The organism is Microbacterium sp. PRC9, from assembly GCF_031844125.1.
Taxonomy (GTDB): Bacteria; Actinomycetota; Actinomycetes; order Actinomycetales; family Microbacteriaceae; genus Microbacterium.
On record NZ_JAUZUR010000006.1, the window covers coordinates 335,753 to 356,943 of the forward strand.

Annotated in this window: 24 protein-coding genes; 9 read left to right on the top strand and 15 right to left on the bottom strand. The window is 69.2% G+C overall.

Annotation, left to right across the window (positions count from 1 at the left end):
- From Q9R33_RS15445 to Q9R33_RS15480, 8 genes are all read right to left on the bottom strand, one after another.
- Window positions 1–669 (bottom strand): hypothetical protein, encoded by a 669-nt coding sequence (locus Q9R33_RS15445; protein ID WP_311294299.1) that lies wholly within the window; start codon window positions 667–669, stop codon window positions 1–3.
- The gene (locus Q9R33_RS15450; RefSeq protein ID WP_311294300.1) at window positions 669–1,316 is read right to left on the bottom strand and encodes a hypothetical protein; all 648 of its coding nucleotides are present in this window, start codon (window positions 1,314–1,316) and stop codon (window positions 669–671) included. The genes Q9R33_RS15445 and Q9R33_RS15450 overlap by 1 nt, the downstream gene beginning before the upstream one ends.
- Complete coding sequence (gene pilM, locus Q9R33_RS15455; RefSeq protein ID WP_311294301.1) at window positions 1,313–2,347, bottom strand: pilus assembly protein PilM; 1,035 nt, start codon at window positions 2,345–2,347, stop codon at window positions 1,313–1,315. Before pilM ends, Q9R33_RS15450 begins: the two co-directional genes overlap by 4 nt.
- A 29-nt stretch (window positions 2,348–2,376) precedes the next feature.
- Entirely contained in the window at window positions 2,377–3,261 is an 885-nt protein-coding gene (locus tag Q9R33_RS15460) for a prepilin peptidase (RefSeq protein ID WP_311294302.1), read from the bottom strand.
- A gap of 3 nt (window positions 3,262–3,264) precedes the next feature.
- On the bottom strand, window positions 3,265–4,890 hold the full coding sequence (locus tag Q9R33_RS15465; RefSeq protein WP_311294303.1) for a hypothetical protein: 1,626 nt from the start codon (window positions 4,888–4,890) through the stop codon (window positions 3,265–3,267).
- Window positions 4,881–5,459 carry a hypothetical protein gene (locus Q9R33_RS15470; RefSeq protein WP_311294304.1) on the bottom strand — a complete coding sequence of 193 codons (579 nt, stop codon included), beginning with the start codon at window positions 5,457–5,459 and terminating at the stop codon, window positions 4,881–4,883. Before Q9R33_RS15470 ends, Q9R33_RS15465 begins: the two co-directional genes overlap by 10 nt.
- Before the next feature lie 3 nt (window positions 5,460–5,462).
- Window positions 5,463–5,864 (bottom strand): prepilin-type N-terminal cleavage/methylation domain-containing protein, encoded by a 402-nt coding sequence (locus tag Q9R33_RS15475; protein ID WP_311294305.1) that lies wholly within the window; start codon window positions 5,862–5,864, stop codon window positions 5,463–5,465.
- Between the two features lie 94 nt (window positions 5,865–5,958).
- Window positions 5,959–6,375, bottom strand: a complete 417-nt coding sequence (locus Q9R33_RS15480; RefSeq protein WP_311294306.1) for a prepilin-type N-terminal cleavage/methylation domain-containing protein — start codon at window positions 6,373–6,375, stop codon at window positions 5,959–5,961.
- Between the two features lie 295 nt (window positions 6,376–6,670).
- On the opposite strand from Q9R33_RS15480, the gene Q9R33_RS15485 reads away from it, so the two are divergent.
- Together Q9R33_RS15485 and Q9R33_RS15490 are read left to right on the top strand one after the other, a co-directional pair.
- On the top strand, window positions 6,671–6,955 hold the full coding sequence (locus Q9R33_RS15485) for a hypothetical protein (RefSeq protein ID WP_311294307.1): 285 nt from the start codon (window positions 6,671–6,673) through the stop codon (window positions 6,953–6,955).
- A 42-nt stretch (window positions 6,956–6,997) separates the two neighbouring features.
- Window positions 6,998–8,395 (top strand): DUF222 domain-containing protein, encoded by a 1,398-nt coding sequence (locus tag Q9R33_RS15490; protein WP_311294308.1) that lies wholly within the window; start codon window positions 6,998–7,000, stop codon window positions 8,393–8,395.
- Between the two features lie 15 nt (window positions 8,396–8,410).
- Here the strand turns inward: Q9R33_RS15490 and Q9R33_RS15495 are convergent, their stop codons facing one another.
- On the bottom strand, window positions 8,411–9,475 hold the full coding sequence (locus Q9R33_RS15495) for a DUF2510 domain-containing protein (protein WP_311294309.1): 1,065 nt from the start codon (window positions 9,473–9,475) through the stop codon (window positions 8,411–8,413).
- A 107-nt stretch (window positions 9,476–9,582) separates the two neighbouring features.
- Between Q9R33_RS15495 and Q9R33_RS15500 the strand changes: the two genes are divergently transcribed.
- Entirely contained in the window at window positions 9,583–10,809 is a 1,227-nt protein-coding gene (locus Q9R33_RS15500; protein ID WP_311294310.1) for a Fic family protein, read from the top strand.
- Between the two features lie 5 nt (window positions 10,810–10,814).
- On the opposite strand, the gene Q9R33_RS15505 is transcribed toward Q9R33_RS15500, so the two are convergent.
- A complete protein-coding gene (locus Q9R33_RS15505; protein ID WP_056368193.1) occupies window positions 10,815–11,111 on the bottom strand; it encodes a DUF1905 domain-containing protein in 297 nt (98 codons plus the stop codon).
- Window positions 11,112–11,161: 50 nt separating this feature from the next.
- Between Q9R33_RS15505 and Q9R33_RS15510 the strand changes: the two genes are divergently transcribed.
- The gene (locus tag Q9R33_RS15510) at window positions 11,162–11,959 is read left to right on the top strand and encodes an alpha/beta hydrolase (protein ID WP_311294311.1); all 798 of its coding nucleotides are present in this window, start codon (window positions 11,162–11,164) and stop codon (window positions 11,957–11,959) included.
- Window positions 11,960–11,966: 7 nt separating this feature from the next.
- Here Q9R33_RS15510 and Q9R33_RS15515 read toward each other — a convergent pair whose 3' ends face one another.
- A complete protein-coding gene (locus Q9R33_RS15515) occupies window positions 11,967–12,395 on the bottom strand; it encodes an SRPBCC domain-containing protein (RefSeq protein WP_311294312.1) in 429 nt (142 codons plus the stop codon).
- 41 nt (window positions 12,396–12,436) lie between these two features.
- On the opposite strand from Q9R33_RS15515, the gene Q9R33_RS15520 reads away from it, so the two are divergent.
- On the top strand, window positions 12,437–12,868 hold the full coding sequence (locus tag Q9R33_RS15520; protein WP_311294313.1) for a DUF1294 domain-containing protein: 432 nt from the start codon (window positions 12,437–12,439) through the stop codon (window positions 12,866–12,868).
- A gap of 4 nt (window positions 12,869–12,872) precedes the next feature.
- Here Q9R33_RS15520 and Q9R33_RS15525 read toward each other — a convergent pair whose 3' ends face one another.
- Window positions 12,873–13,670, bottom strand: a complete 798-nt coding sequence (locus tag Q9R33_RS15525; RefSeq protein WP_311294314.1) for a glycosyltransferase family 2 protein — start codon at window positions 13,668–13,670, stop codon at window positions 12,873–12,875.
- A 50-nt stretch (window positions 13,671–13,720) separates the two neighbouring features.
- Between Q9R33_RS15525 and Q9R33_RS15530 the strand changes: the two genes are divergently transcribed.
- Window positions 13,721–14,308 carry a GNAT family N-acetyltransferase gene (locus Q9R33_RS15530; protein WP_311294315.1) on the top strand — a complete coding sequence of 196 codons (588 nt, stop codon included), beginning with the start codon at window positions 13,721–13,723 and terminating at the stop codon, window positions 14,306–14,308.
- 115 nt (window positions 14,309–14,423) lie between these two features.
- The gene (locus Q9R33_RS15535) at window positions 14,424–16,346 is read left to right on the top strand and encodes a glycosyl hydrolase family 28-related protein (RefSeq protein ID WP_311294316.1); all 1,923 of its coding nucleotides are present in this window, start codon (window positions 14,424–14,426) and stop codon (window positions 16,344–16,346) included.
- Window positions 16,347–16,421: 75 nt separating this feature from the next.
- On the opposite strand, the gene Q9R33_RS15540 is transcribed toward Q9R33_RS15535, so the two are convergent.
- Window positions 16,422–17,414: an aldo/keto reductase gene (locus tag Q9R33_RS15540; RefSeq protein WP_311294317.1), complete on the bottom strand. Its 993-nt coding sequence runs from the start codon at window positions 17,412–17,414 to the stop codon at window positions 16,422–16,424.
- A gap of 149 nt (window positions 17,415–17,563) precedes the next feature.
- Between Q9R33_RS15540 and Q9R33_RS15545 the strand changes: the two genes are divergently transcribed.
- A complete protein-coding gene (locus tag Q9R33_RS15545) occupies window positions 17,564–18,652 on the top strand; it encodes an FUSC family protein (RefSeq protein ID WP_310249488.1) in 1,089 nt (362 codons plus the stop codon).
- 32 nt (window positions 18,653–18,684) lie between these two features.
- On the opposite strand, the gene Q9R33_RS15550 is transcribed toward Q9R33_RS15545, so the two are convergent.
- A complete protein-coding gene (locus Q9R33_RS15550; protein WP_311294318.1) occupies window positions 18,685–19,650 on the bottom strand; it encodes a L,D-transpeptidase in 966 nt (321 codons plus the stop codon).
- Between the two features lie 165 nt (window positions 19,651–19,815).
- On the opposite strand from Q9R33_RS15550, the gene Q9R33_RS15555 reads away from it, so the two are divergent.
- Window positions 19,816–20,544, top strand: coding sequence for an NAD(P)-binding domain-containing protein (locus tag Q9R33_RS15555; RefSeq protein WP_311294319.1), 729 nt, complete (start codon window positions 19,816–19,818; stop codon window positions 20,542–20,544).
- A gap of 154 nt (window positions 20,545–20,698) precedes the next feature.
- Here Q9R33_RS15555 and Q9R33_RS15560 read toward each other — a convergent pair whose 3' ends face one another.
- Window positions 20,699–20,977 (bottom strand): GIY-YIG nuclease family protein, encoded by a 279-nt coding sequence (locus tag Q9R33_RS15560; protein ID WP_311294320.1) that lies wholly within the window; start codon window positions 20,975–20,977, stop codon window positions 20,699–20,701.
- Window positions 20,978–21,191 lie beyond the last annotated feature (214 nt).

A 21,191-nucleotide genomic window follows, 5' to 3' on the forward strand; every position in this document is an offset into this window, starting at 1 on the left:
TCACCCTTCCGCGTCGACGAAGGTGAGCGCCGACACCTGGATGTCGACCGTGCCCTCGCCACTCTGGGTCATCGTCGCGCTGACGCTGTTGAGCAGACGCGGACCTGCGCGCAGCGCGTCGAGGAACGCCGTCGCCTGTTCCATGTCAGCCGCTGTGGCGCTGATGACGAAGTCGACCTGCTGGCGCCCGGCGCCGGCTGCGGCGTCGGGGGCCGCGGCCGCAGCATCCGTCGACGTCCCGCTGGTGGCGTCGGTCGCCGCCTCCGTCGCCTCGGGGGCGGGTGCAGGGACCGCTGCCGGGTCACCCTCGGTGGCGCCGGTGCGGGTGGCGTACGCGACCTGCTCTCCTGCGGTCACCGAGGTGATCTGGACACCGGATGCCTCGGCCGCACGTGCGACGACCTCGAAGACGTCGTCGAGCTGGCCGGTGGCCGGAATCTGCGCGCGGAGCCCGGCGACATTCGCCTCGATCTCGCCGAGGTTCTCCTGCTGCGCCGTGAGCTCGTCGACCTGTGCCTGGTACAGCGCGTTGGTGCTCGCGACGGTCGCGGTCTGGCCGTCGACGGAGACCGCCTGGAAGTAGAGCGGCATGGCGACGAGGAAGACTCCGAGCGCGATGACGCCGAGCGAGACGATGAGTCCGATCGCGGTGACGATGTGCTTGGGCATCACTCGCCCCCTTCTTCCGCCGCGTACTCGTTCGAGTAGACGGTCTGGTCGAACTCGACCGTGAGGAGGTACGAGTACCTGCCCGACGAGACCTGGCTCGAGGTGACCGACTGCCCATCGGCGTACAGTACTCCCTCCACTCCGCGGAGCGAGCGGATGAGCGGGACGATATCGATCGGCGTCGGGCTGTCGAAGGTGACCGTGCCGACGAGCCCTTGTTCGAGCGTCGGGTCGTCGCCCTCCGGCACGCCGCCGACGGCGAGGTCGACGCCGGTGAGGGTGGTGTCGGTGGGAAGGATGCCGGTGATCTTGCCGATCGCGGGAGTCCACGCGAGATCGGTGGCCATCGCGTCGGTGCGGAAGTCGGTGAGCTCCGACTCGGTGGCGAGCGCCTGGCTCACCTCAGACAGCGAGGCGATCTCGGTGAGGAGCGCGTTCGTGCGGGCCTGTTCGGCGACGAGGCGCTGATCGGCGAAGAACTTGAACGCGAACGCCCCGGCGATGATGAGCACCGCGACGACGATCGCGCCGAGCACGAGCCACACCCAGAGGCGCACGAGCTGGTCGCGCTCGCGCCGCGCGACCTCGGTGCGCGGCATGAGGTTGACGCGCGGCGCTCCCGAGAAGGGAACCGGGATGGCGGTCATTTTCCGGCCTCCCCGAGTGCGATGCCGACCGTGCCGACGAGGTTGAGCGCGACCTCACCGGCAGGCGGCGGGGTCGACATCGAGATGACGTCGCCGACCGACACGATGGTCATCGGCGTATCGATCGCGGCCCCGAGCGCCGGCAGGATGCCCTCGACCGCAGCCCCGGCGCCGGTGACGAAGACCCGCGAGAGTGGAGCTGAGGCGGGTCGGCTGCCGAAGAACGCGAGGGTGCTGCGCAGACGGGCCGCCAGGTCGGAGACACCGGGAGGCGTCGCCGCGCGGATCGAGCCGCGCGTGCGGCTGGGCACCGTGAGGCCCGTCCCGGCTCCGTTCCCCGCCGCCACGGCGGCGAGTTCGAGCTCCGGTTCGACGGCCTCGGCGTTGTGCCGCCGCGTGGCTGCTGTGGCGACATCGATCGGCAGCAGGCGTACGAACAGGGGAACGCCGCCGCGCGAGATGACGACCTGGGTGGTGTGATCGCCGATGCTGACCGTCGCCACCGTCTCCTCCGGCGACGCGAGCGGCGCGGTGACGCGCGCGAGGCCGAACGCCGCGAGGTCGACCGCCTGAGCGCGCACCTTGACCTTCGCGAGAGTGGAGATGATCTGCTCGATGTTCTCGGACACCGCCGCGACGAGCAGGCCGGAGACCTGGTCGCCGTCCTGCGACAGCGGGAAGAAGTCGAGCACCGCCTGGCTCGCCGGCACAGGCAGGAGGTCCTGCACCTGATACGGCAGGGCCTCGCGCAGCAGATCAGGCCGCATCGCCTGAGTCGTGTATTCGCGCACCAGGATGCGGCGGCTGGCGACGCCGAGCACGGCGTCCTTGCTTCTGAACTTCGCGCCGGTCCACAGCTGCCGGAGCGCGACCGCGACGGCGCCCGAGTCGAGCACCTCCGAGTCGCGCGATGCCTCGGGCGGCAGCGGCACTTCGCCGTACGCGACGAGCTGGGGTTTACGACCAAGTGAGATCTCCGCAGCGCGGACGCTCTCCTCGGTCACCTCCAGCCCGACAATCGTCTTCCCCATGATTTCCCCTTCCCCAAAGACCGTCGGCGTCAGGCGCCGACGAAGAGATCCACGTACCACTTGCCGACTGCTTCGCCGGCGAAAACACCTGTCCAGGCCCCGAGGATCATCCAGGGTCCGAACGGAATGGCGGTCTTGCGCCCGGCTCGGCGCAACAGCATGAGCGCGATACCGAACACTCCCCCATACAAGAAGGCCGCGAACGCCCCCACAGCGAGCGCGCCCCATCCGAGCCAGCCGAGGTAGATGCCGATGACCCCAGCGAGCTTGACGTCTCCCCCGCCCATGCCGCCGGGTCGTGCAGCGCGCAGCAGGAAGTAGAAGAGGTACAGCAGAACCATGCCGACACCGGCGCCGAGCAGCAGTCCCCACTCGCCCGTCAGCCAGGCGGCGACGGCGAAGAGGAGGCCGGCCACGAGGTAGCTCGGCAGAACGATGCTGTTCGGGAGACGGTGGGTGTCGAGGTCGATCAGCGTGAGCACGATCGAGATCGCCGCGAAGTACAGGTAGGCGACGACTACAAGACCGAGCGCCCAGAGGTCGGCGGGACGGACGATGCCGTCCACAGCCGGCAGGAGCAGGTACACCGGCAGGTTCATGCCGAGAAGTCCCTCGTATACCACCGTTGCCCACCACATCACGACGGCGAACGCGACGCCTGTAACTGCCTCGACGATCGGGTACCGCGCCGAGATCGGCGCCTTGCAGTTCGCGCACTTGCCTCGGAGCGCGATCCACCCGAGCACCGGCACGTTATGCCAGGGCTTGATCGCCGCGTCGCAATGCGGGCACCGGCTCTCGCGCAGCAGCGAGATCTTCGCCGGCACCCGGTAGGCGACGACGTTGAGGAACGACCCGATCAGGAGGCCGAGCACCCCGGCGAAGACGATGAGGACGGTGGCAGAGAGATTCATCCGCTACTGCTCAGACTGGTAGGTCAAGTCATCGAGGCGGGTGACGGTGTTGCCAGGGTCGAAAATGCTGCCCTCGCCCTTGACACCGCACGTGATGGTGGGAAGCGTCGGCTTCCACGACATCGGCTTGCAGGTGAAGACACCACCGTTGAGGTGGAGGCCGTCACTGCCCATATACAGCTGACCCGCCATCGTGAGCGCCATGGTGCTTCCAATGCCGCAGGCACTGTAGATCAGCGTGCGGACATTGGTCGGGCCTTTCGCGCTGAACGAATCGAGCGCTGAGCTGGAGCAGGTAGGAGGACGCCCGTCGCTGCCGTTGGGATCCAAGTGGACGATGAACAGTTGAGGGCTGTTGTCGAGCGTCGTACCACCAGGCCTTGAGATCGTACCGTCGAGCACCAGATCCATTTTCTCGTTCGCGGGCACCAGGATCATCACGTCCCGCATCACGGCGACGTTGTCGGGCCTCACCTCAATCGCGCTCCCCTTGAGCGGGCAACCGGTCATGTCTATCACCGCACGCACCCCGGCGGTGCTCATGACCGCCTGGATCTGTGCTGTCGTGCATACGGTCCCGGGTGCCGGCGCATACGCGGGCAGGCCGGCGTTGCTCCAGGTGGTGTCCTTCGTCAATTCGATCCAGCTCGTGGCGTCGTACACCTGCGCTAGCGTCGGAGAGATGACGGGTGTCGGCGCGCTGTCGTCGATCGGCACCGCTGCGGGGGGAGTAGCGCCGTTCGTCCACTTGGTCGGGTCGTGGCCCACCATGCTTCCCGGTGTCTTGAACGCCCCTTTGACGACTCCAGACCCGGTCTTCGTGTCGATGTCGCTGGCGGCGTAGACGCTCCCGCCGACCTCGGCTCCGTTGGCGTTGAGATTGATCTTCCCCGTGAGCGATACGAGGTCACCGCCGACACGGAGCTGCTTGTTGGCGACGCTGATGCCGTCGCGGACGTACACGCTGCCTGTCACGATGCAGGTATCGGTGATCGTCAGCTTGCCTCGAAGCACCCAGAGATCGCCTTGGATGCCGCCGGATGCACCGTTGTTGCACGAATAGTCTCCGTCTCGGATGACGAGGTCACCTGTATACGTGGACTTCGTCGCGGTGAACTGGCCTTCGAAGAAAGCAACCGTACCCGATGGTGTGGTCGCCGGACCATGGAACCACGGATACACCGCGTCCACGGTCGTCTTGGCCGAAGCCACCTGCCAGCCCGTCGAGGTGATCTTGACCCACTTCGTGGCGTCGCTTGGGCACCCGCTGATCCACGAACCCGCATTCACCGTCGGGCGGTCGATGTCGTCCGAGATACGGATCTGATAGTCGAAGTTGGGATTGCTCCCCGACCCCGTCAACGCGAATGGGTTGGCGGCACAGTCCACGCCGTCTTCGCCGATCTTGGACCTGATCGAGTTCAACGCGACGTCGCGGCCGGACTCGGCCGCGATGAATGCCTGCGTCCGGTCCTTATTGCCGACATTCGACTGGATCGTGAACAGAACGGAGGCGGCGATCATCGTGGCGATGACGAACCCGACCAGCATGACGACCACGACCGTGGCCAGCACTGCGCCTTCATCTCCGGAACGGCGGATCAGGTGGCGAATCCTTGTCACCAACATGTTGCGTCCTTTCCGGCGGCCGGCTGCCACTCGGGGTGGATCTCACCCCGAAACACGACCGGCGCCGAATCGGTCTCGATGTCGAATACGTAACGCACCCCACCATTCGGCTGCGAGGGGTTCGTCTGCGCAAAGAACGGGGTGGAGCCGTTCTGTCGGACCAGCGCACTCCACTGGCGGCCTGCCTCATCTTGGAGCCAGGTGCCCCACACCGGCACGGTGATGTCGGTCGCAGAGGACGCCATCTGGGCCGTCTTGTCGGCGAGCCGAAAGGCTTGGCAATGCCGAGCGTCTCCCGGAGAGTCGAACGTCGTCTCCACAAGAAGTACCGTGCCCCCAGCGGTCACCGTCGAGTACACGGCGTTTCGCATCGCCTTCTCGACAGCAGAGCCGACCAGCTGTCCTCGGTTAGTGGCTTCGGATGTTGAAAGCACAGCACTCTGGGTCAAAAAGGCGTTGATGAGGACACTAGCAATGCCGCTGAGCACTAGGACCGACACCACGAGGCCTACGATCAACTCAATGAGCGTCATTCCCGCGTCGGACTGGGATGTGGTCGGGTCATCCATTGGTCAGGTACCTACATTGATCTCTGCAGCGACAGTCATCAGCACCTTGCCTGATGGGGTGGTGGCCGTTAGCTCTAGATGATTTAGTCCTCCCGCGACGCACAAGAACCCAGCGTCCTTTGACTCGTAGTCATAGCGGCCCGTGGTGACGACGGTCCCCTCAAGGAACTTCGTGGGTGCAGCAACCGACGTGAGGGTTCCGCACGTCGGGGTCGCCCGGGCCCTTTCAACCATCCCGTTCAGCTCCCGCGTGGCTGAGGCAACATCTGCCTGTTCAGTCGAGTAGCGGATGCCGCTGATGAGCACCGGGAGCAAAGCGATAGCGATGAATCCCAGGATCACCATTGCAATCACTACTTCGATAAGGCTGAATCCCGAAGCGTCGGCGCTACGAACCCTTATCATCCGCCCACCTCCCCAAGTGGCAGAATCCCCGATTTAATGATGCCACGAGGGCCGAGGATCCACTCCCCAGCCCTCGTGAGTGAGGGAACGACCGTCAGCAGCCCGGCCCCGCCGTTTCGAAGTTGGTAGCGTCGCTGTCGAGCGCCGCGCGAACGCAGATTCCCTCGAGCCCGTCAGTCGTGTGGCTGTCCGAAGCATCGATGGTCACCACAAAGTCACCCTGCGAGAGCTCGGTGAGCTCCGCAGTGATAGCCGTCGCCAGCGCAGTTGCCGTAGCGGGCGCGTTCGCAATCTGCGCCGCGACCGCAGTGGCACCATCAGAGGCGGCAGCCTTCAGCGCGTTCTCCTGAGCTGACGCCTGCAGGCCCGCGAAGATCGGGATCGCGATCGCGACCAGGATGCCGAGAATCACGACGACGACGATGAGCTCGATGAGCGAGAAGCCCTTCTCGCCCTCCTCCTCGCGGCGAGCCTTCTCGGCCTCGAGGTAGTTCTTGATAAATGCACGCATGGCGCGTCTCTCCCCAGTGTGAGTTGAAAGGTCAGCTCTAACCGACCGACGCGCGCCAAAGCGCGTCGGTCTCAAATAACCCCAGTAACACGTCCCAGACTCCGTTAGAGCTGGGTTTGAGACACACGCGCTGTGCGTGAATCCCCTCCCGCATAGAAGCATCCGAGATACAGCCCACAGAAGTCAATGCATACGCATGCTGGGTTGCCTCAGGAAAGGCTCAGCCCTGAACACCTGGTGCAGGTCAGAGCACGAGCTGTTCTTCCGGAGCAGCGGCATCGATGAGATCCGCGCGATGCTGTCGGCGCACCTCACCCAGGCGCCCAGGTACGACCTCGTGCTCGACAAGCCGCTCTGGGTCGACACCGAACTCAGCACCTGGGACCGCGAGATCATCCAGCTCGCCGACATCACCTCGTTCCTCGTGACGCGTCTCTTCGAGACCGGCGAGCCCGTCGCCGACCTGCAGGGACTGTGGGATGCCTTGCTCACCCAGCTCGCGCTGCACCCCGTGTCTGGACGCATCCTCGGGCGGGGAGTCGCCGTCTACCCGGCCCGCTCGAGCAAGCTCACCCTTTAGACATTTTGATCGAATGTCGGAGGCTATCCGTAGTCTCTATGCATGAATATTTCTCCTATGGAGGTCGACCTCGACTCGCGGATCAATGGTGATCCCGAGCTCTTCCTCGACCCATGGGACGTGCTCGACCCAGGCGAGGTGGTTCCGCCTATCGAGCTCGCGCAGCTCGAAGCGAGTGGCGCCGCGCACGAGGCCGCCGTCAACAAACTCGAGGGCATCAGCGCCCGAGCGCGCATGCTGGTTGCCGACGAGTACGCCGGCATCGCGGACATCCTGCGGGATGCTGCGGCCTGCCCCGATCCGTGGGTCGGGCCTGATCCGACTCTCGATCCAGCGTGGCTCGATCCGCAGGGGCGTTCGGCAGCGGCGGTCCGTGCGGAGCGGCGGAACATCGCCGTGCGCGCCGCGACGCTGGACCTCGCTGTGCGGTTGGGCATGTCCGAAATGATGGTGAGCACGCGCGCCGCGCACGCTGACACCCTGCGCGAGCGGTGCCCGAACATCTGGGAAGCGTTCCGGGCCGGACGGGTTCCTACTCAGAACGCGACGGCCGCGGCGCAGCAGGCCGGCACACTCCCGGCCCGCGACAGAGGGGCCTGGGCGAAGTTCGACGAGCTGCTCCGGGGATCCGCGACGACTCTCACTCCCGGAAAGTTCCGCACGCGCGCTCGAGTCGTGCGCGAACGAGTGCACCCCGAGCACATCGACGAGCGGCACACGCGGGCGATGGACGATCGGAACGTGTGGTTCCAGGCCGAGGCCGACGGGATGGCTTCGCTCACCGTCTTCGGCCCGGCCGACAAGGTACTGGCCACGTATCGGCACGCGGACGCGCACGCGCGGCATCTGCGTGCGCACGACGGTGAGGAGCGCACGCTGGCCCAGCTCCGGGCCGACATCGTGCTCGACGTGCTCGCCGCGGGCGCAGCTGGTGCCGCCCAGGCCGCGGGATCCGGCACCTGGCGATCCCGCGCCTCCGTCGCGATCACTGTGCCCGTCATGACGCTCCTCGGCCAGGACGACGAGCCCGCCACGCTCGACGGCTACGGCCCGATCGACACAGAGACCGCGCGGCGACTCGCAGGCGAGGCGTCCAGCTGGGTCCGCATCCTCACCCACCCGGTCACCGGCACCGTCCTCGACGTCGACCGCACCACGTACCGGGTTCCGAAGGCGCTGAGTCGGTGGCTCGGGGTTCGCGACCAGGTCTGCACCGGCCCCGGATGCACGAGATCCGCCCGCGATTGCGACATCGACCACCGGATCGACTGGCAGTACGGCGGGAAGACCGCCGACACGAACCTCAGTCCGTTATGCGAACGACATCACGTGATCAAGACCAAGAGCAAATGGGTGCTCTACCGCGACGAAACCACCGGCGCGAAATGGTGGGTCTCGCCGACCTCGCTGACTGTGCCGGTCGATCCGCCACCCTTCTGAGTTCCGCCTGCCCGCTCAGTTCAGGATCGCGAGCGCCTGCTGCGTCGCGACGATCGCCAGCCACGCCGCCAACCCGATCGACACCACGATCGCGATGCCCGACAGAAGCCTGCTCGTCCGGCGTTGCGTCGCGACGATCAGCCCGCCGATCGCGAGGAAGAACGCGCCGGCTGCGAACGCCACACTGACCAGACTGACCAGGCCGGCGACCGACTCGTTCCAGCCACCGAGCCAGAACACGACCGCCAGACCCCCGAGCGCAGCCACCGCCATCAGCACGATCGACGCGCGCGCCGGAACGTTCGCCGGCGCAGCCTCGGGCAGCGGCGGCCGCATCTCCCCCACGTACGAACTCGACACCGGCTGGTACACGATCGGCGTGGGCAGACGATCGTCGACCGGCGCCGGACGCCGGGGCGCGAGCTGGTCGGGAAAGGGCTCGCCCTTCGCAGCCCGGGAGCCGTTCGTCGAGACCTCGCGCGACGCCGGCGGACGAGGACCCGGCGCGACCTGCGGATTCGGCGCGGACGCCGGGACTTCGGGTTCCGGCATAGCCGACGGCGCATCGACGGATGCCTCGTCCCGGGTCTCCGCGGGCTCAGCCAGCGACGACGGGGCCGGCCACACCGCGGCGGCATGGGGTTCTTCGTGCTCGACGACGACAGGGGCAGATGCCTCGAACACGACCTCCGCATCCAAAGGCACGAACGACTCCTCGCCCAGCGACGACGGAGCCGGCCACACCGCGGCGGCATGCGACTCCTCGGCGACCGACGGCGGCGCGGGCGACCCCACCGCCGCGCCGGGCACCCCCGACCCTTCGCCTGCCGCAGCCGTCGAACCCACAGCATCCGAATCGGCCGTGCGCCGCGCACGCAACTGTGCGCGACTCAGCGGCGCAACCGCCCCCGACCCGGCGTCACCGACGACGTCCATCGACACCGTGGCGGCAGCATCGGTCGCCACCGGACGGTAGTCCTCCGTCCACGCAGCGCCGTTCCACCACCGCAGGCGGTCAGCACGCGAAGCGTCCTCGTACCAACCGGGCGGCGGTCCCCCCTGAGACCCGTCCGACATCATGCTCCCCAGCAGAATGATTCTCGAGCGCAAACATACCGGAGCCGCGTGACCCGGAGCACCACAGCAAAGCCGCGCCTTATTTCAATCTCCACCGCTAAACTGAAACAGTGAGCGCCCCTGTTTCACTTCCCGACGCTTCGGTCTGGCGCGCCCACACCACCGAGATGCGGGACTGGCGCCAGTCGATCCGTGGCGGCAGTCGGGAAGATCGGATGCTGCGCTCCGTCGCCGTGTCGATTCCTCCGCGCATAGCGCACCTGACCTACACGCCGGGCCCCGAACTGACCGCCGCCGCGGAGCGAGCGCTCGTCGAGGTGGCGACGACCGACGCCGAGGCACGAGCGCAGTCGCGCACGCTCGGGCGCTTCATGCTCCGCACCGAGTCGGTGGCCTCCTCCAAGATCGAGCGCATCTCGGCGACTGCCGCCGACTACGCACGTGCGCTCGCAGGAAGCCGAGCGAACAGCAGCGCGACCAGCATGGTCGCGGCCTCCGCCGCGCTCCACCGCCTCGTCGACCGAGCCGGCGATGCGGGGACGATCACCGTCGAGGATCTGCTCGCCGCCCATCGCACCCTGATGGCCGACGACTCCGCCGAGGCGCACTACGCCGGGCGGCTGCGCGACGTGCAGAACTGGATCGGCGGCAGCGACCACAGTCCGCGCAACGCGCTGTACGTGCCGCCACCTCCCGACGTCGTGGCACCGCTGCTCGACGACCTCATCGAGTGGGCGGACCGCGACGACGTTCCCGTGTTCGCGCAGGTGGCGATCGCGCACGCGCAGTTCGAATCCATCCACCCGTTCACCGACGGCAACGGCCGTATCGGACGGGCACTCGTGAGCGCGATCCTGCGCCGGCGCGGGGTCACGAAGACCGCCGTCATGCCGCTCGCGAGCGGCCTGCTCGCGGTGCGAGACGACTACTTCTCTTCGCTCACGGCGTACCGCGAGGGCGACCCCACCACCATCATCGCGATCATGGTGCGTGCGGCCGTCGCGGCGGCCGTCGAGTCGCGAACGTCGATCGACGCACTGCGCGAACTCCCCGCCGAGTGGCGGTCGCTCGTCGACGCGACCGACGGCTCCGCCACCGATCGACTCCTCACCGCCCTCCTCGACGACCCCGTGATGTCGGGCGAGGACGCGATCACAGCGATCGGAAGCACCCCGGCGACCGCCTACGCCGCACTCGACCGGCTCACCCACGCGGGCGTGATCACCGAGATCACCGGACGCAAGCGCGACCGCGTGTGGGCGGCGAACGACGTCATCGGCGAGCTCGACGATCTCGACCGGCGGATTCAGCGACGCATGCTCGCACCGGCGAAGTAGCCGCCTCAGCCGTCGAGCACCTCGAGGCGCACGGTCACCGGTCCGCCGTCGACCAGTCCTTCGGCATCGCGCACGGCCTTCTTCAGCGGCAGCACGTACGAGCCGTCCGACGAGGGGAAGATCGACGTCGTCCACTCGCTGCCACCGATGTTCGCCCGCACGCGCACCGAGCCGAATCCGCGGTACGGGCGCGGGATCTCGCGGATCTCCTCGCTCAGCTCGGGCGGCACCGACGTGAAGAACCACGCCGAATCCTCGCGCGCCTCCCAGCGGAACACATCCCCGTCGAACTCGATGATCACGAACACGAGGGTAGCGAGCGGCTCCGACGCGCCGAGCGTACACTGCGGGCATGGCCGCCATCGTGGCCGGTGGGATCCGCATCGCGTACCGGCGAGAGGGCAGCGGCGCGCCGCTGGTGCTGATGCACGGCGCCCTCGAGGACTCGCGGATCTGGAGCGACGAGTTCGATCGCCTCAGCCCTCACATCGAGGTGATCGCGTGGGACGCTCCCGGTTGCGGCGGCTCGGACGGCGTGCCCGCCGGGTGGACTGACCGCGACTGGGCCGACGCCGCCGCCTCGTTCCTCACCGCGCTCGGACTGACATCCCCGTGCGTCGCCGGCTTCTCGATGGGATCGGTGCTGGCGCTCCTGCTCGCGCGCGATCACCCGGACGCGGTCGGCAGCCTCGTGCTGGTCGGCGCCTACGCGGGCTGGGGTGGATCGCTCGACGCCGACGCGCTCGCGCAGCGACTCGAAGCGGCGCGGTTCACCGTCGAGCATCCTGTCGACGAGTGGGCCGACGGCTTCCTCGACTCGGTCTTCGCACCAGGCACCGATCCCTCCCGACGCGCTCGCGCGCGAGCACTCCTCGACGACTGGCGGCCGGCGACGACGACGGCGCTGCTCGACGTGATGTCGCAGGACCTGCGCCCCGCGCTCCCGTCGATCCGCACGCCCACGCTGATCGTGCGCGGGGCGCAGGACGCGCGGAGTCCCCGCGAGGCCGCACTCGCGCTGGTCGATGCGCTCCCCGACGCGCGCCTCGTCGAGATTCCGAACGCCGGCCACGACTGCACGGGGCCTGAGCTCGATGCCGTGCTGATCGCCGCTGCGCGCGGCGACCGCGAGGGGTCGTGCGGCGCCTGAGACCTCCTCAGAGGTGCTCGCCCGGCGCGCCGCCGTGGCGATCCACCAGTCGCTGCAGGCAGCTCGACCACCCGTCGATGTGGTTGTCACGCTCCTCGGCGGTCGCGAAACCGGAGTGCCTGACGATCACGCGGGTCGCAGCATCCGCCGCGGACTGCAGCTCGACCTCGACGTCGGTGGTGTGCTCCTCCCCCGCCCACTTCCACCCGAGCCGCAGCGCGCGCGGCGCCTCGAACGTGAGCACCGTGCCCTCGACCGCCATGTCGACGGGCACCGACCGCGCCTCCCAGCGGCCGAGCTCGCGCAGCTCGACGACCGCGGTGGTCTCGAAGCGCGGAGGCCAGAACCATTCGGCGAGGCGACCCGCGACCGTGAATTCCCGCCACACGACATCGACGGATGCTGCGACCAGCGCCTCTTCGGTGAGCTCATGCATGCTGACACCGTACGCCGACCCTCCCCCATAGGATCGAGCGCATGCCCAACCCGCGACCACGCGCTCCCCTTGCCACGCCGGAGCGCCCGGGGCGCGACCTCTCGAAGCCGCTCCCCGCAGCGCTCAGCTGGATCACGCTGATCGCCTTCGCCGGCGCCTTCGCGGGTGCGTACTTCGTGTTCCAGCTCGCATGGTGGGTACCAGCGCTCTACGGCGCCGCGAGCGTCGTCGCGTTCGCGGCCTACGGCATCGACAAGGCGGCCGCGCGCCGCCAGGCGAACCGCATCTCGGAGCAGACGCTGCTCATCCTCGGGCTCATCGGCGGCTGGCCGGGCGCGCTCGTGGCGCAGCAGGTGTTCCGCCACAAGACCCGCAAGCGGTCGTTCCGGCGTGCGTTCTGGGGCACGGTCGGCGTGAACGTCCTTGTGCTCGCGGCTTACGTTTACCTGACGGCCCCGGCTCTCGGCAGCTGACCCGTCAGCGCCCGTACTCGGGCGCCCAGTCATCGCCGTCGGGCATCCATTCGCCCGAGGAGGACGCCACCCGCGACGGCTCGGAGCGGTGCCACCGGGCGCCTTCGGGCCAGCTCGCGGCGAACGTCGACGCGACACGGAACACCCGCCGCGACAGACCGGACACGGTCTGCACCGGACGTGCTGACACGGGCATGCGCAGCTGCGGGTCGTAGCGGACGCCGTCGGACGAGCGCAGCCGGATCGTCAGGTCGAGGTCGTCGTGGATGCGCGCGTTGCCGCGGTCGACCTGATCGCGCACGCGCTCCCATACCCGCGTGCGCATCGCAAAGTTCGATCCGAACACGAGCGGGATGCCGAGCCACTTCTTGATCCAGTAGTGCCCGCCGCCGATGTACCAGCGCTCGCCGAGGTAGTTCTGGATCGGTGTTCCGCCGTAGAACTCGGCGCCGCCGGTCAGCACCCCCAGGGTGGGGTCCGCGACGAAGGCGCGCACGAGTCGCGCGATCCAATCCGGGTGCGGCCTCGAGTCCGCGTCCAGCCGGGCGATGATATCGGCGTGTTCGAGCGCCGCGTCGTAGCCTCGAGACACGGCCGGCCAGATGCCGATCGACGGCTCATATTCCAGCACGGCGTCGTACGCATGAGCGACGGCGGCGGAGGCATCCGTGCTGGCGTTGTCGACGACGATCACGACGTCGGGCCGATGCGTCTGCGCGGCCAGTGCGGCCAGGCACGCGTCGAGATAACCCGCGTCATTCCGGCACGGAATGACCACGGCGACGCGAGGGGCGAGGGTCACAAGCCACACGATACTCCCGGCGTGTCGGCCGACGGCGATACCCTGCCCACATGAACGGACTGCGCTTCGTTCCGGCGAACGAGGCCTCGTGGGACGACCTGCAGGCCATCCTCACGGGCGCCGCGGGGCGGTGCCAATGCCAGCGCCAGCGGCTCGGCGACCACGACTGGTGGCGCATGCCCGAGTCGGAACGTGCCGCGATCCTGCGCGCCGAGGCGCACTGCGACGACCCGCGCGCGACCGAGACGATCGGCATCGTCGCCTACGACGGCGACGAGCCCGTCGCCTGGTGCGCGGTCGACCGGCGAGGAGTCTTCGGGCGGGTCCGCGGCTCGCCCGTACCGTGGCAGGGGCGCGACGAAGACCCCGACGACGAGTCGGTCTGGGCGATCGCGTGCGTCGTCGTGCGCAAGGGCCACCGAGGCGAAGGACTGACGTACCCACTCATCGCGGCCGCGGCCGAGCACGCCCGCGCACGCGGCGCGTCGGCGGTCGAGGGGTATCCGATGCTGACCGGCGGCAAGAAGGTCATCTGGGACGAACTCAGCGTCGGGCCGGCCGGGCCGTTCCTCGCCGCGGGTTTCCGAGAGGTCACGCATCCGACGAAGCGACGCCTCGTGATGCGCCTCGACTTCTGAAACGACTCAGCAAGCGCTCGCCGAAAACTGCCCCTTGAGACCGCTCCCACGGTTGGTTACAGTCCGGTAAGTAATCGGCATTCCGCCGGCTCTACCTCAACGGAGAGGACTCCCCATGCCCGCCCCCGTTTCACGCCTCGCGGCGCCGGACGCACGATCGGGCCGACGCGCCCGCGCCGTACGCGTCGGCGCACTGGCGACCGGCACCGCCCTCGTCGCGAGCGCGCTGCTGGCCACCCCGGCCGTGGCGGCGCCGCCGCGCGCGGTCGACCCGTTCCACCCGGACTTCGGCCCGAACGTCACGATCTACTCCCCCGACACTCCCGTCGACCAGATCCAGGCCGACCTCGACGCGCTGCACGCGCAGCAGGTCGACGCCGAGATGAGCACCACCCGTCAGGCGGTGTACTTCCTGCCCGGCCAGTACGGCTCGACCGCCGACCCGCTGCAGGTGAAGGTCGGCTACTACACCGAGGTCGCCGGGCTCGGCGCGTCGCCCGAGGACGTCACCGTCCACGGCGCCGTCGAGGTCTACAACCGCTGCCTGGCCGACGGCGGCACGGGCAACTGCCTCGCGCTCGTGAACTTCTGGCGCACGATCTCGAACCTGTCGATCGACATCGACAAGGCCGGTCAGGACGGATGCCGCGCCAGCGCCGAGTTCTGGGCCGTGTCGCAGGCGGTCTCGATGCGCCGCCTCGACATCTCGGGCGGCAACCTGTCGCTCATGGACTACTGCACCGCCGGGCCGCAGTACGCCAGCGGCGGCTTCATCGCCGACTCGCGTCTGCCGTTCGTGATCAACGGCTCGCAGCAGCAGTGGCTGATCCGCAACAGCGAGGTCGCCGGCTGGTCGAACGCCGTCTGGAACCAGGTGTTCTCGGGAGTCGTCGGCGCGCCCGACGACGCCGGCTTCCCGAACCCGCCGTACACGACGGTCGACCGGACGCCGGTCAGCCGCGAGAAGCCGTACCTGTACGTCGACGACGAGGGCCGCTACAACGTGCGCGTGCCCGCGGCACAGCGCGACACGAGCGGGATCAGCTGGGGCGCGGGTGAGACCGCGGGGCGCAGCATCCCGATCACCGATTTCTACATCGCGACCCCGTCGGACTCGGTCAAGGACATCAACAACGCGCTCGCACGCGGACAGAACCTGATCCTCACGCCGGGCATCTACGACGTCGCCCAGTCGATCCAGGTCAAGCGCGCGAACACGGTCGTGCTCGGCCTCGGTCACGCGACGCTCACCGCGGTGAACGGCGCGGTGCCGCTCGAGGTGAAGGACGCCGACGGCATCGTCGTCGCGGGCGTCACGATCGACGCGGGCACCGAGCTGTCGCCGGTGCTGCTGCGCGTCGGCAACCCAAACGGCGGCAAGAAGCTCGATGCGCAGGACCCCATCACGCTGAGCGACGTGTATTTCCGCGTCGGCGGCCCGCACGTCGGCAAGACGACGACCGCGCTCGAGGTCAACGCCGACGACGTGCTCATCGACCACACCTGGGTGTGGCGCGGCGACCACGGCGTCGAGGGCTTCGACCCGAACAACGGCGTGAACGGCGACACCGAGCGCTGGAACACCAACACCGGCACCAACGGCGTCATCGTGAACGGTGATGACGTGACCGCGACGGGTCTGTTCGTCGAGCACTTCCAGACGTACAACACGCTCTGGAACGGCGAGAACGGCCGCGTCATCCTGTACCAGAACGAGCTGCCCTACGACCCGCCCACGCAGGCCGACTGGACACAGCCGAACGGCACGCTCGGATACCCCGGCTACAAGGTGGCCGACCACGTCAAGAACCACGAGCTCGACGGCGCCGGCGTGTACGTGTTCAACCAGAACAACCCGTCGATCCTCACGACCAACGGGTTCGAGGTGCCTGCGACGCCCGGCGTGAAGCTGCACCACATCATGACGGTGAACCTGTCGGCCGGCACGGTCCAGCACGTCGTCAACGGCGTCGGCGGCCAGGCCGACAGCACCAACACGGGAACCCCGCAGTTCGTGGTGGACTACCCCACCCCGTAAAGACCCCCCGGAAACGGATGCCTCGGCCCGGCGCGCTGCGCGGGGCCGAGGCATCCGTGATTCAAGGGCTGCGGGTCACCAGTTCGGGTGGATCGCCGCGCGGAGGTCGCGGTCGTAGACGTCGCGCACGGCCCGGTCGAACGCGGCAAGGTCGAAGCCACCCTCGAGGAGGGCGGCCGCCGCGGCGTTGGACTCGGCCTGCCGCACGTTGCGCGCGCCGGGGATGACGCTCGTGACGCCCGGGCGCGACGCGATCCACGCGAGGGTCGCGGCGGGCAGCGACACCCCGTCGGGCAGGGCGGCGGCGAGCTCGGCCGCTGCCGCGACACCCGTCTCGAAGTCGACGCCCGAGAACGTCTCGCCACGGTCGAACGCCTCGCCGTGACGGTTGTACGTGCGGTGATCGTCGGAGGCGAACGTCGTGGTCGCGGTGTACCTGCCCGACAGCAGGCCCGATGCGAGCGGCACGCGCGCGAAGATCGCGACGCCGGCGGCCTCGGCGGCCGGGAGCACCTCGTCGAGCGGCTTGAGGCGGAACGGGTTGAAGATGATCTGCACGTTCGTCACGTTCGGGCGGGCGATCGCCGCAAGCGCCTGCGCCGTCGTCTCGACCGAGACGCCGTACGCCGCGATCGCACCGCCGGCGACGAGCGCGTCGAGGGCGTCGAACGTGGCGTCGTCCTCGATGACCGCGGTCGGCGGGCAGTGCAGCTGCACCAGGTCGAGCGTGTCGACGCCGAGGTTCGCGCGGGAGCGGTCTGTCCACGCGCGGAAGTTCTCGGGCGAGTAGTTCTCGGGCTCCTGCGCGAGGCGCCGGCCCATCTTCGTCGCGACCGTGATGCCGTGGCCGGGCCGGGCGGCGAGGAACCGGCCGATGATCGACTCGCTCCGCCCGTCGCCGTAGACATCGGCGGTGTCGAAGAGGGTGACGCCTGCGTCGACGGATGCTGCGAGCACCGCGGTCGCGTCCTCCTCGGTGACCGCGCCCCAGTCGGCGCCGAGCTGCCAGGTGCCGAGGCCGATCGCCGAGACCGAGCGTCCGGTGCGGCCGAGTGCGCGCTGCTGCATGAGGATCCTCCGGGGTGGGGCGGGGTCGGATTCCAGCATCCCACCATGGCTCGCGAAGAGGGCGACGCACGCGATATGCGCGTCGCGCAAGGCCGATGGCGCAACACCGTGCGAGGTCTATGGTGGCTGGCGGACGGAGGGAGGTGCCGATGAGCTCGGAGGAGGCACCGCGGCTTCGGCGCGCCGTCTCGTACACCGCGCGCCTCGCCCAGCAGCCGAGGCTGCTGCTGGCGATCAAGACATCGCTCGCGGCCGTGCTGGCGTGGTACCTCGCGCCGCTCATTCCCTACCTCGACGACCAGTACTCGTACTACGCGCCGCTCGGCGCGCTCGTCACCATGTACCCGACGATCGCCCGCTCAGCAAGGGTGGGCTTCCAGGTGCTGATCGGCCTCGCAGTGGGCATCGGGCTGGGGCTCTCGGGCGTCGTCGCGCTGCGTCTCGGCGTGCCGGGCGGCGTGGTGCTGGGCACGGTGATCGGCGTCGGCGTGCTGCTGGGCGGGCTGCGACTGCTCGGCGACGGCGGGGACTGGGCCCCACTGGCCGCACTGTTCGTGCTCCTCATCGGGGGCGCCACCGACCCCGAGGAGTTCTCGATCGCGTACCTCGGGACGACTGCATTCGGGGTGATCGTCGGTATCGCGGTCAACCTCATCGTCGTGCCGCCGCTCTACCTGCGCAGGGCGGGCGAACGGCTCTCGGCGCTGCGCGACACCGTCACCCGGGTGCTGGACGACGCGGCGGATGCCGTGGCCGAGGATCGCATTCGCGCCGACCGGTTCGAGTCGGCGCTGCGCACCCTCGCCGAGACACGCGAGACCGTCACCGCGGAGGTCGACGAAGCGGACGAGAGCGCTCGGGCGAATCCGCGTCGCCGCCGTCACCGGGGCGAGCGCGAGGAGAACTCGCGCCGCATGAGGGCGCTCGACCGTACGGCCTTCCTCACTCAAGAGCTCATCGATCTCCTGCTCGAGCTGCAGGCCGCCGACGATGCGTCGCTCGCAGAGGAGGTGCGCGACGAGCTCGCCGGCGCGATCAGGAGGACGGCCGACCTCGTGGCGACGCCGCTCGGTGACGCGGACGCGCAGGCCCGGCTCCGCGCGGCGGGCGAAGCGCTGGCGGGCTACCAGCGTGCGCTCGGCACACCCCGGCCGGGGACGCGCGCCGAGATCGCGACCGGCGCGGCGCTCGAGCTGTGTCTGCGGCGCATCATCGACGTGTCCCGCTCCTTCGTGTGAAGCGGGCCTGTCACCGCGACGCGGCGAGCGGGTTACGGGTTGACGATGACCGGGGTGCCGAGCGGGAGCTCGGAGAGCTTCGTGATCGCGGTCGGGTCGACGCGGAGGCATCCGTTCGAAATCGGTCCGGAGCGGTCGTCGTGGTAGTGGAAGGCCGTGACCGCGACATCCGCTCCCCCGAAGCCGTCGAGGGTCGGCGACTGCACCGACAGGTACACGATGGGGTGGCCGCGCGTGTACGCGTACTCGGGCACCACGCGGGTCGTCATGATGAACGTGCGCCCGAGCGGGGTCGGCGTGCGGTCGGTGCCCCACGCGAAGTCCGACGCGATGCGCTCGGGCACGCCGGCGCGGACGATGTCGATCGTGCGGCCCGAGATACTCACGACGACGCTCGTGTCGGTCGGGGCGAGGTCGACGTCGGTCTTGCGCATCCACCCGGCCGTCTGCGCCGGGTTGCCCTGCGAAGGAACGGCCTGGCGCCCGGTGAGCAGCACCTTGACCCAGTTCTCCTGTTCCTCGACCACGGGGACCGAGGTGCCGTCGTACGGGAACTCGTGCGGGAGGTACGCCACCGGCTCGGCGGTGGGATCGGCCCACACCGGGGCGCCGATGCCCTTTGCGACCGCGTGCGCGGGCAGCGGGGCGGTGAACGCGGCGTCATCGACGGGCAACGCCGGGATGACGGCGAAGACGCTGATCTGCGGCAGGGTCGACACGTCGTACGACGCCGTGTTCGCGGCGAACCCCGTGGGGGTGGGCGTCGGGGTCGGCGTGGGTGTGGGTGTGCGAGTCGGGGTGGGTGTGGAGGTGGCGGTCGGGGTCGGCGTAGGCGCGGCCTCCGTGGCGGGCGGACGCAGAAGCCAGGCGACGGTCAGTGCGCCGGCGAGGAGCGCCGCGGCGAGCGCGACGATCACCCAGACGTTGAGTCGGCGCTTGCGCGGCGCGACAATATCCGGCTCGACCGCTGCCGGGCCGTCGGTCTCGGCATCCCCCATTCCCCCATGGTCGGTCGCGAGGGCGGATGCCGCAACCTGACGCCGACACCCGGATGCGTCAAGACCAGCCGTTGTCGAACCAGCTGTGCCACAGGGCGCCGTCGTTGCCGCGGCCCACGATGTCGAGCCGGCGCGGACCCCACGAGCCGGGCTAGCCTGATTCGCGTGAGTGAGCTGACGCGCACGGGGATCACGGATGCTGCCGCGCCGCCCCGCATCCGCACGCTCGGCATCATCGGCGCCGGGCGGGTGGGGCAGGTGCTCGCCCGCCTCGCGATCGCCGCCGGTTACCGCGTGCTCGTCGCCGGGTCGGGCGACCCGGCGCGGATCGCCGGGACGATCCGGGCCGCGGCTGCCGGCGCGGTCGCGGTCGAGGCATCCGTCGTCGCACGCGACGCCGATGCGATCGTGCTCGCGCTGCCGCTCCCCCAGCACCACACGCTGCCCGCCGACGCTCTGCGAGGGAAGCTCGTGATCGACGCGATGAACTACTGGTGGGAGGTCGACGGGCTGCGAGCCGACTTCGGCGACCTGCGCACCACGACGAGCGAGACGGTGCAGCGGTTCCTGCCCGACGCCCGGGTCGTGAAGGCGTTCAACCATATGGGCTACCGCGACCTCGACGAGGAGGCGCGCCCGGTCGGGTCCTCGGGGCGGAAGGCGATCGCAGTGGCGGGCGACTCCACGTCGGATGTCGAGGTCGTGATGCGGCTCGTCGACGACCTCGGCTTCGACCCGGTGCTCGCAGGCCCCCTCGCGGCCGGGATCATGCTCGAGCCCGGCGCCGAGGCTTTCGGAGCCGACGTCGACGCCACCGAGCTCCGCGCGATGCTCGACCGCTTCCCGACCTCGCAGCGCGGGATCGTGGTGGCCCGCGCTCGCGCGGCGGGGTGACCCCCGGGGTTGAGCGAGCGAGGGAGACGAAACGCCCCGAACCCACGAGCGACCCCGACCCAGCAGCGACGCTCCCCGACCCCCGGTCGTTGAGCGAGCGAGGAACGAGCGAGACGAAACGCCCCCAACCCGGCGCTGGCGTCGGGCTCGGACGTCAGCCGTGGCGCTTGCTCCAGCCGAGCACGGCGTCGATGCCGCCGGCCATGAAAGCTTCGCGCTTGTCGTGGCTCCAGCCTTGAATGCGCTTCTCCCAGGCGAACGCCTCGTCGATCCGAGCGAACTCTTCCATCCACACGAGCTCGACCGGGAGCCGGCGCCGGGTGTACGTCGCTCCCATGCCCGCGCGGTGCTGCTCCAGGCGCCGGCTCACGTCCGTGGTGCTGCCGACGTAGTACGTGCCGTCTGCGCAACGGAGGATGTACACGATTCCCATGGGCCGATCGTCGCGGGAACGGGCGGTGAGGTGGAGCGGCATTCGGGGGTTCGGTGGACAGCTCGCCGGAGGGGCGCGGCGGGGAGGAATCGCCCTCCTGACTGTGCGCCGCGCGCAGGCGTTTCGTCTGCGGGCGCTAGAGCGCCCTCCGCTCAACGACCGGGAGTTTGGCGCTTCACGAGGCCCCGGTTCGTTGAGCGAGCGAGGAACGAGC

Bases quoted from the DNA above. Each gene is read 5' to 3' on its own strand.
- Q9R33_RS15550 (WP_311294318.1), bottom strand. From the start codon at position 19,650: ATGGGGGATGCCGAGACCGACGGCCCGGCAGCGGTCGAGCCGGATATT.
- Q9R33_RS15485 (WP_311294307.1), top strand. From the start codon at position 6,671: ATGCTGTCGGCGCACCTCACCCAGGCGCCCAGGTACGACCTCGTGCTC.
- Q9R33_RS15450 (WP_311294300.1), bottom strand. From the start codon at position 1,316: ATGACCGCCATCCCGGTTCCCTTCTCGGGAGCGCCGCGCGTCAACCTC.
- Q9R33_RS15545 (WP_310249488.1), top strand. From the start codon at position 17,564: ATGAGCTCGGAGGAGGCACCGCGGCTTCGGCGCGCCGTCTCGTACACC.
- pilM (WP_311294301.1), bottom strand. From the start codon at position 2,347: ATGGGGAAGACGATTGTCGGGCTGGAGGTGACCGAGGAGAGCGTCCGC.
- Q9R33_RS15480 (WP_311294306.1), bottom strand. From the start codon at position 6,375: ATGCGTGCATTTATCAAGAACTACCTCGAGGCCGAGAAGGCTCGCCGC.
- Q9R33_RS15560 (WP_311294320.1), bottom strand. From the start codon at position 20,977: ATGGGAATCGTGTACATCCTCCGTTGCGCAGACGGCACGTACTACGTC.
- Q9R33_RS15520 (WP_311294313.1), top strand. From the start codon at position 12,437: ATGCCCAACCCGCGACCACGCGCTCCCCTTGCCACGCCGGAGCGCCCG.
- Q9R33_RS15540 (WP_311294317.1), bottom strand. From the start codon at position 17,414: ATGCAGCAGCGCGCACTCGGCCGCACCGGACGCTCGGTCTCGGCGATC.
- Q9R33_RS15530 (WP_311294315.1), top strand. From the start codon at position 13,721: ATGAACGGACTGCGCTTCGTTCCGGCGAACGAGGCCTCGTGGGACGAC.
- Q9R33_RS15445 (WP_311294299.1), bottom strand. From the start codon at position 669: ATGCCCAAGCACATCGTCACCGCGATCGGACTCATCGTCTCGCTCGGC.
- Q9R33_RS15535 (WP_311294316.1), top strand. From the start codon at position 14,424: ATGCCCGCCCCCGTTTCACGCCTCGCGGCGCCGGACGCACGATCGGGC.
- Q9R33_RS15475 (WP_311294305.1), bottom strand. From the start codon at position 5,864: ATGATAAGGGTTCGTAGCGCCGACGCTTCGGGATTCAGCCTTATCGAA.
- Q9R33_RS15465 (WP_311294303.1), bottom strand. From the start codon at position 4,890: ATGTTGGTGACAAGGATTCGCCACCTGATCCGCCGTTCCGGAGATGAA.
- Q9R33_RS15510 (WP_311294311.1), top strand. From the start codon at position 11,162: ATGGCCGCCATCGTGGCCGGTGGGATCCGCATCGCGTACCGGCGAGAG.
- Q9R33_RS15515 (WP_311294312.1), bottom strand. From the start codon at position 12,395: ATGCATGAGCTCACCGAAGAGGCGCTGGTCGCAGCATCCGTCGATGTC.
- Q9R33_RS15460 (WP_311294302.1), bottom strand. From the start codon at position 3,261: ATGAATCTCTCTGCCACCGTCCTCATCGTCTTCGCCGGGGTGCTCGGC.
- Q9R33_RS15470 (WP_311294304.1), bottom strand. From the start codon at position 5,459: ATGGATGACCCGACCACATCCCAGTCCGACGCGGGAATGACGCTCATT.
- Q9R33_RS15495 (WP_311294309.1), bottom strand. From the start codon at position 9,475: ATGATGTCGGACGGGTCTCAGGGGGGACCGCCGCCCGGTTGGTACGAG.
- Q9R33_RS15490 (WP_311294308.1), top strand. From the start codon at position 6,998: ATGAATATTTCTCCTATGGAGGTCGACCTCGACTCGCGGATCAATGGT.